Source organism: Actinacidiphila sp. bgisy167, from assembly GCF_057707665.1.
Genome location: NZ_JBYIQP010000122.1, coordinates 1 through 13,403, shown reverse-complemented (window position 1 = coordinate 13,403; position 13,403 = coordinate 1). Strand labels below are relative to the sequence as shown.

Annotated in this window: 11 protein-coding genes; 4 read left to right on the top strand and 7 right to left on the bottom strand. The window is 73.7% G+C overall.

Features of this window, described 5'->3' with window-relative positions; translation table 11 throughout:
* Window positions 1–1,186, bottom strand: a 1,186-nt coding sequence (locus AC3ET4_RS28950) for an epoxide hydrolase family protein (protein ID WP_431954608.1), incomplete at its 3' end; no start/stop codon positions are given.
* Window positions 1,187–1,426: 240 nt separating this feature from the next.
* Here AC3ET4_RS28950 and AC3ET4_RS28945 point away from each other — a divergent pair.
* Window positions 1,427–4,225, top strand: coding sequence for a helix-turn-helix transcriptional regulator (locus tag AC3ET4_RS28945; RefSeq protein WP_431954606.1), 2,799 nt, complete (start codon window positions 1,427–1,429; stop codon window positions 4,223–4,225).
* 45 nt (window positions 4,226–4,270) lie between these two features.
* Here the strand turns inward: AC3ET4_RS28945 and AC3ET4_RS28940 are convergent, their stop codons facing one another.
* The 6 genes from AC3ET4_RS28940 to AC3ET4_RS28915 all read right to left on the bottom strand — a co-directional run bounded on the left by AC3ET4_RS28940 (window position 4,271) and on the right by AC3ET4_RS28915 (window position 10,011).
* Window positions 4,271–4,834 (bottom strand): TetR/AcrR family transcriptional regulator, encoded by a 564-nt coding sequence (locus AC3ET4_RS28940; RefSeq protein WP_431954604.1) that lies wholly within the window; start codon window positions 4,832–4,834, stop codon window positions 4,271–4,273.
* Window positions 4,835–4,975: 141 nt separating this feature from the next.
* Window positions 4,976–5,404, bottom strand: coding sequence for a MarR family winged helix-turn-helix transcriptional regulator (locus AC3ET4_RS28935; protein WP_431954602.1), 429 nt, complete (start codon window positions 5,402–5,404; stop codon window positions 4,976–4,978).
* 50 nt (window positions 5,405–5,454) lie between these two features.
* On the bottom strand, window positions 5,455–7,299 hold the full coding sequence (gene asnB, locus AC3ET4_RS28930) for an asparagine synthase (glutamine-hydrolyzing) (RefSeq protein WP_431954600.1): 1,845 nt from the start codon (window positions 7,297–7,299) through the stop codon (window positions 5,455–5,457).
* A 180-nt stretch (window positions 7,300–7,479) separates the two neighbouring features.
* Complete coding sequence (locus AC3ET4_RS28925) at window positions 7,480–8,238, bottom strand: polysaccharide deacetylase family protein (protein ID WP_431954598.1); 759 nt, start codon at window positions 8,236–8,238, stop codon at window positions 7,480–7,482.
* On the bottom strand, window positions 8,235–9,173 hold the full coding sequence (locus AC3ET4_RS28920) for a DMT family transporter (RefSeq protein ID WP_431954596.1): 939 nt from the start codon (window positions 9,171–9,173) through the stop codon (window positions 8,235–8,237). Before AC3ET4_RS28920 ends, AC3ET4_RS28925 begins: the two co-directional genes overlap by 4 nt.
* A 4-nt stretch (window positions 9,174–9,177) precedes the next feature.
* Complete coding sequence (locus AC3ET4_RS28915) at window positions 9,178–10,011, bottom strand: SDR family NAD(P)-dependent oxidoreductase (protein ID WP_431954594.1); 834 nt, start codon at window positions 10,009–10,011, stop codon at window positions 9,178–9,180.
* A 323-nt stretch (window positions 10,012–10,334) separates the two neighbouring features.
* Between AC3ET4_RS28915 and AC3ET4_RS28910 the strand changes: the two genes are divergently transcribed.
* The 3 genes from AC3ET4_RS28910 to AC3ET4_RS28900 form a co-directional block, all read left to right on the top strand.
* The gene (locus AC3ET4_RS28910; protein WP_431954592.1) at window positions 10,335–11,468 is read left to right on the top strand and encodes an MGDG synthase family glycosyltransferase; all 1,134 of its coding nucleotides are present in this window, start codon (window positions 10,335–10,337) and stop codon (window positions 11,466–11,468) included.
* A 485-nt stretch (window positions 11,469–11,953) separates the two neighbouring features.
* Window positions 11,954–12,697 (top strand): IPT/TIG domain-containing protein, encoded by a 744-nt coding sequence (locus tag AC3ET4_RS28905; RefSeq protein ID WP_431954590.1) that lies wholly within the window; start codon window positions 11,954–11,956, stop codon window positions 12,695–12,697.
* A gap of 166 nt (window positions 12,698–12,863) precedes the next feature.
* A partial coding sequence (locus AC3ET4_RS28900) for an IPT/TIG domain-containing protein (RefSeq protein ID WP_431954588.1) occupies window positions 12,864–13,403 on the top strand: 540 nt, incomplete at its 3' end.

Genomic DNA, 13,403 nt, shown 5'->3' with positions numbered 1-13,403 from the left:
GGAAGCCCGCCCGCACCTCGCCGACGAACAGCTCCGGCTGCTCCCAGGCGGCGAAGTGCCCGCCCTTGGGAAGCCGGTTGTAGTGGACGAGGTTCGGGTAGGCCTGCTCGGCCCAGCTCCTGGGCGCCTGGTACAGCTCGTCAGGGAAGACGCTGACCGCGACGGGCAGCTTGACGCCCTTGGCGCCGAAGAACGGGGAGGTGTTCTCCCCGTACAGGCGCGCCGCGGAGATCGCGGTGTTCGTCAGCCAGAACAAGGTGATGTTGTCCAGGACGTCGTCGCGGGACAGGCCCTCGCTCACGCCGTCGAAGGAGCGGGTGATCAGCTCCAGGCTGGCCTTGTCGTGGTCGAGCATGAACGCCGCCAGACCCACCGGGGAGTCCGCGAGGGCCGTCAGCGACTGCGGGCGCGAGCCCATGATGTACGCGTAGTACACGTGCCGGTACACGAAGTCGAGCTGCTCGACCGCGGCCTTCTCCTCGTCGTTGGCGAGGACGACGTCGGACGGCAGCGGGTTGCCGGCCACGATCGCCTCCTCGATGGCGGGCGGGATCACCTTGGGCATGTTGGTGTGGATTCCGACCAGACCCTCGGGCTCCTGCACGCCCATGAGGTCCGTGACGACCGCGCCCCAGTCGCCGCCCTGGGCGACGTACCGCGTGTAGCCCAGGCGCTTCATCAGCTCGCCCCAGGCGGCGGCTATGCGTTCCGGGCCCCAGCCCTTCGCCGTGGGCTTGCCGGAGAAGCCGTAGCCCGGCATCGAGGGGATCACCACGTGGAAGGCGTCGGAGGCGTCACCACCGTGGGCCGTGGGGTCGGTGAGCGGCTCCACGATCTTCAGCTGCTCGATGACCGAGCCCGGCCAGCCGTGCGTCACGATCACCGGCAGCGCGTCCTCGTGCTTCGACCGCACGTGGATGAAGTGGATGTCCAACCCGTCGATCTCGGTGATGTAGTGCGGCAGCGCCTTGAGCCTCGCCTCGACCTTGCACCAGTCGTACTCCTCCGCCCAGTAGCGGGCGAGCTCCTTGATGGTGGCGAGCTGGGTGCCCTGCGACTGGTCGCCGACGGTCTCCTTCTCGGGGAAGCGCGTCGCCTCGATGCGTGCGCGCAGGTCAGCGAGTTCCGCGTCGGAGAATTCGAACGTGAACGGACGGATCTCCGTGTTCTGCGGAGTCAAGGACATCTGTGTCTCCTCGTCGTGTGCGGCGACCCTGCGTCGCCGGCTCCCCCAAAATCGCCCGAAGCGGGCGGGCATCGCCCCAGGGAGAACCCCGGGGATCGTCCCGGGACACCCCGGGTCCGCACCCCGGGACACGGCGGACGCCCTCGACGCACGACGGCCTCACCCCCAACCGCTCACTCACCCATAAGGCGCGAAAGGAATAAAATGGCCACGTCACACAGGTGATCAGGAAGATCGACCATGGGCGTGCCCGCCATCGACGCACGGCTCGGGCTGCGAGGCCGGGAACGGGAGCTGGCCGCGCTGGAACGCGTGCTCTCGACGGCGCGGTCCGGCAGCAGCGCGGTGCTGGTCGTCCGCGGCGAGCCGGGGATCGGCAAGACCGCGCTCCTCGACCACGCGGCGGCCCGGGCCACCGGTTTCCGCACCGCGGCCATCGCGGGCGTCGAGGCGGAGATGGAGCTGCCGTTCGCCAGTCTCCACCAGCTGTGCTCGCCCCTGCTGGACCGGCTCGACGGGCTCCCCGGACCGCAGCGGGACGCGCTCGCCGTCGCGTTCGGGCTGCGCGAGGGCGCGGCGCCCAACCGGTTCCTGGTGGCTCTGGCCGCACTGAGCCTGCTGGCGGGCGCGGCGGAGGAACGGCCGCTGGCCTGTTTCGTCGACGACGCGCAGTGGCTCGACGCCGGATCCCGGCAGGTGCTGGCTTTCGTCGCCAGACGGCTGATGGCCGAACCGGTGGCTCTGGTCCTGGCCGTACGCGAGCCCGACGGCGACCTGGGTCTGGCCGGACTTCCCGCGCTGGCCGTCGAGGGCCTCAACGAGCCCGACGCGCGCGCCCTGCTGGACTCGGCGGTCCGCGTGCCGCTCGACCCGCCGGTGCGGGACCGGATCGTCGCCGAGGCCCACGGCAACCCCATGGTCCTGCTGCATCTGCCGAGCACCCTCACCCCGTCCGAGCTCGCGGGCGGCTTCTGGCTCCCCGGCCGGCGTCCGGCAGCAGGCCATGTGGAGAGTGCCTTCCACCAGCGGTTCCTGTCGCTGCCGCGGGAGAGCCGCAGGCTGCTGGTGACCGCGGCGGCCGAGCCGACCGGCGACGCGGAACTGCTGTGGCGGGCCGCCGCGGCACAGGGGATACCCGCCGAGGCCGCTGCCGCGGCGGAGGCCTCGGACCTGGTCGCGTTCGGCGCAACGGTGCGCTTTCCCCATCCCCTGGCACGCTCGGCCGTCTACCAGCGGAGCTCGGCGCCGGAGCGCCGGGCGGCGCACCACGCGCTGGCCGAGGCCACCGACCCCGGCCTGGATCCCGACCGCCGGGCATGGCACCGCGCCCACGCCGCCACGCGGCCCGACGAGGGCGTCGCCGCCGATCTGGAACGTTCGGCGTGCCGGGCGCAGGGCCGGGGCGGCGCCGCCGCCGCTGCCGCGTTCCTGCGCCAGGCGGCCGAGCTCACCCCCGATCCCGCGCGGCGCGCCGGCCGCGCGGTGGCTGCCGCCCAGGCCGCGATCGACGCCGGCGGGGTGGACCGGGCCCGCGCCCTGCTGGCGACCGCCGAGGCCGGCCCGCTCGGCGAGCTCGAGCGGGCCCGGCTGGAGCGGCTGCGGGCCCGCCTGGAATTCGCGCAGGTGCGCGGCAACGTCGCGCCGCTGCTCCTGCTCGACGCGGCGCACCGGATGGCGCCGCTCGACACCGCCCTCGCCCGCGAGACCCTCCTGGAGGCGGTCGGAGCAGCGGTCTTCGCCGGCGGACTCAGCGCGGGGCCGGGGCTGCGCGAGGTGGCGCAGGAGGCCCGCGCGGTACCCGCGCCCCCCGTAGCGCGGACGGTCGACGTGCTCCTGGACAGCGTGGCCGCTCTGGTCCTCGACGGCTTCACTGCGAGCGTGGACGCCCTCAGGGACGCGCTCGGCCGCGTCCGCGGGGAACTGCGCTCCGGCGCCCCCGGCGCGGACGACGACCGGCTCTGGTTGTGGCTGGCCTGCCCGGTGACGCCCGAGCCCCTCGCACTGGAGCTCTGGGACGACGACGCATGGCACGAACTGGCGTCCGGCGCGGTGCGCGTCGCCCGGGCGGGGGGCGCGCTGGCCGCCCTCCCGATGGCGCTCAGCTACGAGGCCTGCTTCCACGTGCACGCCGGAGAGTTCGGCACCGCGCAGGCCCTGATCGACGAGGCGACCGCGATCTCGCAGGCCACCGGCAGCGCGCCGATGATGTACACCCCGCTGCTGCTCGCCGCCTGGCGGGGGCAGGAGTCCCGGGCCCTGGAGCTGATCGAGCACCACATCCGGGAGGTGGGCGACCGCGGCGAAGGACGCGCTCTCAGCCTCGCCGAGTACGCGACCGCCGTGCTCTACAACGGACTCGGCCGCTACGACGCCGCGCTGGAGGCGGCGGCGCGCGCGTGCCGGTACGAGGACCTGGGCTTCCTGGGGTGGACGCTGTTCGAGCTAGTCGAGGCGGCTGCCCGCGGCGGCCGGCCGGAGGCGGCCGCCACCGCGCTGGAACGGCTCACCGAACGCACCCGCGCGTGCGGCACCCAGTGGGCGCTGGGCGTAGAGGCCTGTGCCCGCGCGCTGCTGAGCGGCGACGACGCCGCCGACGCGCTCTACCGGGAGGCCGTCGACCGCCTCGGCCGCTGCCGCGTCGCCGTCCATCTGGCCCGCGCCCGCCTGCTGTACGGCGAGTGGCTGCGCCGCCGCAACCGCCGGCAGGAGGCGCGCGCCCGACTGCGCGCCGCCCATGAGGCGTTCAACGCGATCAGGGCGGACGGCTTCGCCGGGCGCGCCCGGCGCGAACTGCTGGCGACAGGGGAGACCGTACGCAAGAGGACGCCCGCCACCGCGGACCGGCTGACCGGCCAGGAGGCCCAGATCGCGGCCCTCGCCCGGGAGGGGCACACCAACTGCGAGATCGGCGCCAAGTTGTTCATCAGCCCGCGCACGGTGGAGTGGCACCTCGGCAACGTCTTCGCCAAGCTCGGGATCTCCGGACGGCGGCAGTTGCGCACGGTGCGGTTCCCCGAGGACACGCCGGACGAGGTCTGAGCACCGCGGGCGCGTCCGCCCGTCCGGCTCCGGGCCGCCCCGCGCTCACCGTGCCGGACGCAGGCCGTCGACCACGAGGTCGGTGACACGGTCGCCGCGGGCCCGGCCGGGGGCGTCGCCGCCGACACGCCAGAGGAAACCCATCAACAGCAGCACGTCCAACGGGGCCAGCCCCGCACGGACACTGCCCTCCGCCTCGCAGGCACGCAACAGCGTGCCGACGGCGCCGACCACGGGGACACATGCCTCGTGGACGGCTGACTCCCGGGCCGCCGCGCCCTGCAGGGCCTCACCCAGCCCCTCCCGGCCGCGAACGCAGTCCGCGAGCGCCGCGAACCAGGCGCGGAACGCCTCCATCGGGGGGTACACGGCCAGCATGTCGCCCACGGAGTCGGCCAGACGCTGGACATCGTGCCGGTAGACGGCCAGAACGAGGTCCTCGCGGGTCGGGAAGTGCCGGTAGAGCGTGCCCGCGCCCACGCCGGCCCGTTTGGCGATGGTGTTGAGCGAGGCCGTCCCTGATTCGGCGAAGGCGTCCTGGGCCACCCGCAGGATGTGCTCCCGGTTGCGGAGCGCGTCGGCGCGCCGGCGGGCGTCCGTACCGGTCACGGTGCCTCCTCCCCGTCGCGTCGTGGGCAGCGGCGGGGCCCGCCCGCCGCGAGGGCGCGTTCGCGGGGAGCGTACTCCAGGTCGCCGGGCCCTCACCTGCGGTCGTCGGCCGGCCGTGTCCCGGCCCGTGGTGCCGGGGTGTCAGTCGCCGTCGGTGAGGTGCCTCAGCAGCCGCCCCGTCTCGAGGACCCTGCGCACGTCCTCGGGAGGCAGGGTGGCGAGGCGCAGGACGAGTGCTTCGGCCTCGGCGCGGGCCGTCCTGACGAGTTCCGACCTGCCCTGCGCGGTCAGGGCCACCCGGGTGGCGCGTCCGTCGGCCGGGTCGGGCTCGCGGCGGACCAGCCGCGCCGCCTCCAGCTGCCGCACCGCCGCGGTGACCGTGGGCTGGGTGCACGCGGCCAGTTCGGCGAGGGCGCCGACGCGCGAGGGGCCGTACTGGTGCAGCGCGGCGAGGACGATGAGCTGCGTCGGCCGCATGCCCGGTTCGGGGCGCGCCCGGCGCAGCAGCCGGACCAGGCGGTGCAGGGCCACCACGAACTCCAGGGCGTCGTCCTCGCCGACCTCCGGCATCGCTCTCCCTCCGGATCCGCTCCCTCGTGCTCCGGCGCCCCTGCGCCGGGTCAGGCGAGTTCGAGGGTGGGCGCGTACAGGTCCGTCCACAGCGCCAGGTCGAGGACGCGTTCCAGGCCGAATCGGGCGGTACGGGCGCCGTCCGATGCGCCGGGCCTGACCGCGTCCTCCAGCCACGACCGGCTGACCAGGTCGAACACCGGATGTGCGGGCTTGGCCAGCAGGTTCCTGGCGTTCTCCTGGAGCGCGAGGAGGTACTTCGGGTCCTGGGTGGAGGGGTAGGGGCTCTTGACCCGGTCGTAGACCGACGGGGGCAGCAGGTCGGCGGTGGCCTCACGCAGCAGGCTCTTCTCCCGGCCGTCGAAGGACTTCAGCGACCAGGGGGCGTTGTAGACGTACTGGACCAGGCGGTGGTCGCAGAACGGGACCCTGACCTCCAGCCCGTTGGCCATGCTCGCCCTGTCCTTGCGGTCGAGGAGGACGCGCACGAAGCGGGTGAGGTGGAGGTGGCTGATGACCCGCATCCGGTACTCGAAGTCACTCTCGCCGTCGAGGCGGTCGACGCCGGCGACCGCGTCGCGGTAGCTGTCGCGGACGTAGCCCGGCAGGTCCAGGGCCTTGGCCACAGTCTCGGCGAGGAAACTGCCCTCGTCGCCGAACGAGCCCGTGAACCGCACCAGCCAGGGGAAGGTGTCGGCCCGGCGCGCGTCCTCGTCGAAGAACTGGCGGTAGCCGCCGAAGACCTCGTCCGCGGACTCGCCCGAGAGGGCGACGGTGGATTGCTGCCGGATGGCTTTGAACAGCAGGTAGAGCGAGGAGTCCAAGTCGCCGAACCCGGCCGGGATGTCACGGGCGCCGATCACCCGGGCCCGCACCTCGGGGTCGGCGAGCTCGCGGGAGTCGAGGACGATGTCCCGGTGCTCGGTTCCGCAGAGCTCGGCGACGTCGTGCACGAACGGGGTGTCGGGTGTCGCGCGTACGGCGTCGGGGACGAAGTGCTCGGTCTGGCCGGCGAAGTCGACCGCGAAGCTGCGCACCTTCTCGCCCTGTTCACCGAGCTGCCGCGCCGCGAGCGCCGTCATCGCCGAGGAGTCCAGACCGCCGGAGAGCAGGGTGCACAGCGGCACGTCGGCGACGAGCTGGCGGCGCACGATGTCCTCGAGCAGCTCCCGTACCCGGGCGATCGTCGTCTCCTTGTCGTCGGTGTGCGGCTCGGTCCGCAGCGACCAGTAGACGTGGGTACGGATGCCGCCGCGCCCGACGGTGACCACCGTGCCGGGCTCGACCTCGCGCATGCCGTCCCAGATCGCGTGACCGGGTGTCTTGACGAAGGCGAAGAGCTCCCTCAGCCCGTCCAGCGTGACCCGGCGGGAGACGAGCGGATTGGCCAGGATGGCCTTGGGCTCGGACCCGAACAGCACGCCGTCGTCGGTCGGGAAGTAGTAGAACGGCTTGATCCCCATCCGGTCGCGGATCATCACCAGCTTCTGCTCGCGGCTGTCCCAGAGGGCGAAGGCGTACATGCCGTTGAGTCGTTCGGCGACGGCCTCCCCCCATTCCAGGTAACCGCGCAGCACCACTTCGGTGTCCGAGGTGGTGGTGAAACGGTGGCCGCGCGCGGTCAGTTCCTCGCGCAGTTCGGTGAAGTTGTAGACCTCGCCCGAGTACACCATCGCGACCGTGCCGCCCTCGGGCGCCTCGGCGCTCATCGGCTGCCGGCCGCCCGCCAGGTCGATGATGGCGAGCCTGCGGTGTCCCAGCGCCGCCGGCCCGTCCACCCAGGTGCCGCGGTCGTCCGGCCCGCGGCAGGCCATCGTCTCGGTCATCGCGTCGACTGCGGCCCGCTCGTTCCCCAGGTCCCTGCGGAACGAGATCCATCCGGCGATTCCGCACATGCCATGCCTCCGGTTCCGGCTGTGCCCGACCGTCTTCCGCCGCGTCACGGACCGGGTCGGGTCGGGTCGGCTCGGGGGTCGGCTCGGGTCGGCTCCAGCAGGATCCGCGGCGCGATTGCCACGCTGCGTGACATGTATCGAGCACCTATCTTTCGAGTCTCCATCGGGTCCGTCCGACCGTCAAACGGACCGCGACGGAGTACGGGATCGGCCCGGGCCGATCCCGTGCTCCGCCAGGGTGCCGACCCTCAGGCCGGCGTCCCGGCACACGGCGGTGAGGGCGGGCAGCGCCGCGAGGGTCGCGCGCCAGCACCCCGCGGCGCCGGCGTGGTCGCTGTCGTGGAGCAGGACGGTGGCGCCCGCGCGCAGATCGGGCCGCAGCGTCTCCAGCACCGACTCCGCGGTGGCGCGGGAGGTCCAGTCGCGGCCCCAGGCGCTCCACAGCACCGGCGTGAGGCCGGCGTAGCCCGCCGCCGCCCAGCGGCCGCCGGTGAGGATGCCGTACGGGGGGCGGTACCAGAGCGGCGCGACGCCGCAGGTGTCGCGGACCACCCGTACGGCACGGGCCAGGCCGGCCCGCTCGCGCGCGGGCTCGGGCAGCCAGGGGCGGTCATGCGTCCAACCGTGGACGGCGATCTCGTGGCCGCGCCGGACGGCATCGCGCACGATCCGGGGGTGCGCCTCCACTTGTGCGCCCAGGACGAAGAAGGTGGCCCGGACGCCGAGTTCGTCCAGGGCGTCCAGGAAGCGCGGGGTGGAGACCGGGTCGGGCCCGTCGTCGAAGGTGAGGGCCACATGGTCGGGCCGCCCGAGGCCGGCCAGGGCGGGGAAGGCCCGGCGGCGCAGGCCCGGGAGCCAGGTCGCGGCCGGGACGACGTGGCCGGCCGCCAGGACGCCGCCCGCGAGCGCGGCCCGCCGGAGCTCGCGGCCGCCCCTCATCCCGGCCCCCCGCGGACGGTTCGGGGCCGGTCGTCGGACGTGCCGCGGCGGTGCCCCCGCGGCACGTCCCAGCCGCCGGCCACGGCGGGAGAGCGCGACAGCCCGACGGCGCCGACGGCCATCAGGGCGACGCCGGCCGCCTCGGGCACGATGTGCGCCCCGAGCTCGATCCGCTCCTCGAAGAGCACCCAGCCCAGCGCCACGCTGACCACCGCGTCGCCGATGGTCATCGCCGGCTGCGACGCCGCGAGGCTGCCGGCCCGCAGGGTGACCTGGAGCACCAGTACGCTGAGCAGCCCGACGGCGCCCAGCGCGTACAGCTGCCAGGAGGCGAACACCCGGGACAGGCCGTCCGGGAAACGCCCCGTGACGTCCTTGATCAGGGCCGCGGTGCAGGCGAAGCAGGCGGCCGTGGCGCAGCCCAGGACGCAGGCCCGCGCGCCGTCCTTCAGCGCCCGTCCGACCAGCCACAGCACGAGCACCAGCAGCGCGAGCGGCACACCGGCCCGCAGCCAGCCTCCCGGAACAGCCTCCGCCAGGCCGCCGGACGGGGTCGCCGCGCCGAGGAACAGGGCCAGTCCGCCGGCCAGCGCGAGGAACCACACCCAGGTGCCGGCGTCGGGCCGCCGGGAGAACGCGAGGCTTCCGGCCATCAGGGTGAACAGCAGCTCGGTGGCCATCAGCGGCTGCACCACGGACAGTTGCCCCACCGCCAGGGCACTGGCCTGCAGGATCCCGGAGACGGCGAGCGCCGACATCCCGGCCACCCAGAACGGGCGCCGGACGAGCGTCAGCAGGCGCAGCAGCCGCCCGCGTACACCGTGGACGTCCCCCTCCTGCTCCTCCTGCTGCAGGGCCGCGCGCCGCTGCAGCGCCGAGGCCGCGCCGTTGGCGAGGGCCGCCAGCAGCGCCAGGACGACGGTCAGTACGGCCACCGCGTCATCCGTACTTGCCCGCGAGGCGCCGGTAGACCCACGGCATGACGCCGCGCACGGCGACCGGGATGCGCAGCCAGCGGGGCACGTACACCTCGTCCCGTCCGCGGCGGATCGCGTCCGTCACGACCTTGGCGACCCGCTCGACCGGCAGCGGGCGGGGCCGGGAGCGGGTGTAGGCCACGCCGCGCGTCGCGAAGAACGGCGTGTCGACGACGCCGGGGACCACGTGGGTGAGCCGCACCCCGCTGCCCGCCAGCTCGTAGCGGAGCGAGTCGGCGAAGGTTCCCAGCGCCGCCTTGGCCGCGGAGTAGACGGCCTCCTCACGGACGCCGACACTGCCCGCGAAGGAGCCGATCAGCACGATGTGGCCGCTGCGCCGGGCCAGCATGTCCGGCAGCACCCGGCGCACCAGTTCCATCGCCGAGACGACGTCCACCATGAAGATCCGTTCGATGACGCCGTGCGGTGTCGAGGCGAAGGGGCCCGCCCAGCCGACGCCCGCCCCGGCGACCAGCAGGTCGACCCGGCCGCCCGTCACGAGCGCGGCGTCGCGCATCAGGCCGCCGGCGCCCTCGAGGTCCCCCAGGTCGGCCGGGAGCGCGGTCCCGGAGGTGCGCTCCGCGACGGCCCGCAGGCGTTCCGGGTCGCGTCCGCTGACCAGCAACCGCCATCCGTCGGCGGCGAGCCGGTCGGCGATCGCGGCGCCGATGCCCGAGGACGCGCCGGTGACCAGCGCGACCGGTGCCGGTCCGCCGGCCGGGTCCGCGGGGCCGCGCACGGGCTCGCCGTGTACCGCCTTGCCGCCGGAGACCGCTTGGGGAGGGTGAGAGGTCATGGCATCGCTTTCTGTCCCTGCCGCCGCAGCTGCCGCCCGGGATGGCCGGTGCGGCTCCCGGGGCTCGTCCCCCTCCGGTCTCAGTAAACCGCCCGATCGCCGGACCGGCTCTGCGGGCGACCCGCCCCCGAGGGCGGCGCGGGACGCCCGGAAGCGGCCCGAACGGGGTGCGGACGCGTGGGGACAGCATGCGGACGGTTCGTTTCAAGGCGGGCCAAATCGGTTAGACCCGAGTAGTCCGCCCCTGGTGTACGAGGTGATCACGTGCCGGATGTGCTCGCAGCAGCCCTGCCCGTCCCGCCGCGGCGGAACGGGGTGCGGCGGTGACGGACACCGGCCGAACGGCCCGCGCGCCCCGGCGTTTCCTCGTGCTCAGCGCCGCCATGGGCGCCGGCCATGACGCGGTCGCCGGCGAACTCGTCGCACGGCTCACCGCCCTCGGCGGGCAGACCCACCGGGCCGACGTCCTCGATCTCCTTCCGGCCCACGTCGGCTCGGCGCTGCGCGGTTTCTACCGCACGACCGTCCTGCACGCCCCGCTGCTCTACGCGGGCATCTACGCGGCGTTCCTGCGCCCGGGCGGCGCGCGCCGCACGCCCGGCCCCGGCGGACTCGCCGCGCTCGCCGAGCGCGGGCTGGCGGAACTCGTCCGGCGCGAGCGGCCGGGGCTGGTCGTCCCGGTGTTCCATCTGGCGGCGCAGCTCACCGGCGGGATGCGGGCGCGTGGAACACTGCCGGTGCGCAGCGCTGTCGTGGTCACGGACTTCGACGTGCACAGCCAGTGGCTGCACCCCGGCAACGACCTGTACTGCTGCCTCACGCAGGACGCCGCCCGACGGGTGCGCGAGGCCACCGGACGCCCGGCCGAGGCGACCGGCCCCCTGGTGGCGTCCCGCTTCCTGGCGCCGGCCCCGGACGACGGGCGCTGGCACCGGGTGTTCCGAACCCGGGCGCCGGACCGGCCGGCCGTGCTGCTCTCCGCGGGCGCCTGGGGAGCCGGCTCGCACCTGGCGGACACGGCGTTCCTGCTGGCACGGGCCGGTTTCCTGCCCGTGGCGCTGTGCGGTCGGAACCAGCGGTTGCGCGCCCGGCTCTCCCGGGTCCCCGGGACGCTCGCGCTGGGCTGGGAACGGGACATGCCCGGACTGATGAGCGCGGCGGACGCCCTGGTGGACAACGCCGCCGGGCAGACCGCTCTCGAGGCGCTGGCCATGGGACTGCCCGTCGTCGGCTACCGCCCCATCCCGGGCCACGGAAAGGCAGGAGCGCACCAGATGGCCGCGCTCGGGCTGACCCGCTTCGCCCCCGACCCGTGGACGCTGATCGACGTCCTGGACGGCCTCACCCGGCCCCGCCGCTCCCGCCGTGCCCCCTCCCCCGCCGCGGCCGCGCTCTTCGCCCCGGACACCGCGGCGCATCTGATGGAGGCGTGCTCGCCGGATCGGGTCGCGGTCTGACCTCGACACCGCGGGCGGCCGGACTCCTGGGCGACCTCCGCGAGGGGCGGCCGGAGCCCGACGCACCGGCTCACAGCGCTCGCTGACGGCCTCTTCGATCGATCGGCATATAAGAATCCCATCGTAAATCGTAAATACGCCGATCTCGCGCCGCCTTTCACGCCCTGGCGCTCACCTGAACGGACGATTTCCAGACGGAATCCTTGTCGTTCAATCACCCTTCTGGATTACTTCGAGTGTCCGTACCAGCGGCATTCGATTGTGCAGACGGACGTGGGCGAGTCCCTGTCTCAGGCGTACGACACCGGACAGGCCGTTCTCCCCGACAGGCCCCAGCGCTCGAGCGATCGCGCATGCGAGGGCCGTCGGCTCACCACCCGGCCAGTGGACACGAGAGCTGACTCGCACCACCAGGTTCGTGTGCGAACCGAAAGCCCACAGCACTGCTCGGCGATGCAACGCATTCCGAGCGAAAGGAATCCGACATGCCCATCAGCCCGAATCAGGGGTCCAGTGGCGGCGGCACCGTGGTCACCATCACCGGCGTCAACCTCTCGAACGCCTCCGCCGTACGCTTCGGCACGCGCAACGCGACCATCACCGGCAACACGCCCACGAGTGTCACCGTCATCTCCCCCGCCGGGAACGGGGTGGTCGATGTCACCGTCACCACGCCGGGCGGAACGAGCAATCCGCTCTCCTTCTTCTACGTCGGGGCGCCGTTCAAGCAGACTCTCAGTCCGACCAGTGGGCCGCTCGCGGGCGGAGACGTCGTCACCATCAACGGCATCGGCCTGTCCACCGCGAGCAGCGTCTCGTTCGGCGGCAACGCCGCCGTGCCGACCATCGTGTCCGACGGGCAGATCACGGTCGTCGTGCCGGCAGGCGTTGCGCCCGGCTCGGTCAGCGTCAGCGTCACCACCGCCGGCGGCACCAACAACGGGCTCTCGTACACCTACTTCGACACCCCCACGCTGCTGACCGTCGTGCCCAACCAGGGCCCGACCACCGGCGGCACCGTGGTCACCCTCACCGGCACCGAGCTCACCAGCACCTCCTCGGTCACCTTCGACGGCAATCCGGCGCCCTTCACGGTGATCAACAGCAGCACGGTCTCGGCGGTCACTCCTCCCGGCGCCGTCGGCGCCGTCGACGTCATCGTGACCACCGACGGAGGAAGCGCCACCGCGGTGGGCGGGTTCACCTACGTCGCCGGTCCTGGCATCTGATCCCGTCTCAGCATCCCCGGGTTAGCGCCCGGACGCCCCACGAGCCGGCCCGGACCGCCGCGTCGACCGGACGTCGACCGGACGGGACGGGACACGCCGGCTCGTGCGGGCCCCGCGCAAGGACAACGACCGGCCTTCGGGCCGGTCCGACACGTACGGAGATCCCGTGAAAGACACAGCACCCCCGGCGGTAGCGGCACAGCCGACCGCCGTGGCCGCCACACCCGTCCTCACCTCGGCCGTCCCCAGCGCCGGGCCTCAGGCGGGCAGCAACACCGTCGTTCTGACCGGCAGCAACCTCACCGGAGCCACCGCGGTCAGGTTCGGCGCCACCAACGCTCTGGGGTACACCGTCAACTCGGCGACCCAGATCACCGCGTTCGCCCCCGCCGGCACAGGCACCGTCGGCGTCACCGTCCTCACGCCCAGCGGCACCAGCAACGCCGTCACCTACACCTACACGACGCAGCCGTCGCTTTTCGCCCTCTCGCCGAGCCAGGGCCCGAGCACCGGCGGCACCACCGTCACCCTCACCGGCACGGGCCTCGGCGGCGCCACAGCGGTCAGGTTCGGTGCCACACCGGCGACCTCGTTCACCGTGGTCTCACCGAACCAGATCACCGCGGTCGCCCCCGCCGGCGCGGGCACCGTCCCGGTCACCGTCACCACACCCGGCGGCACCAGCAACGGCATCACCTTCACCTAC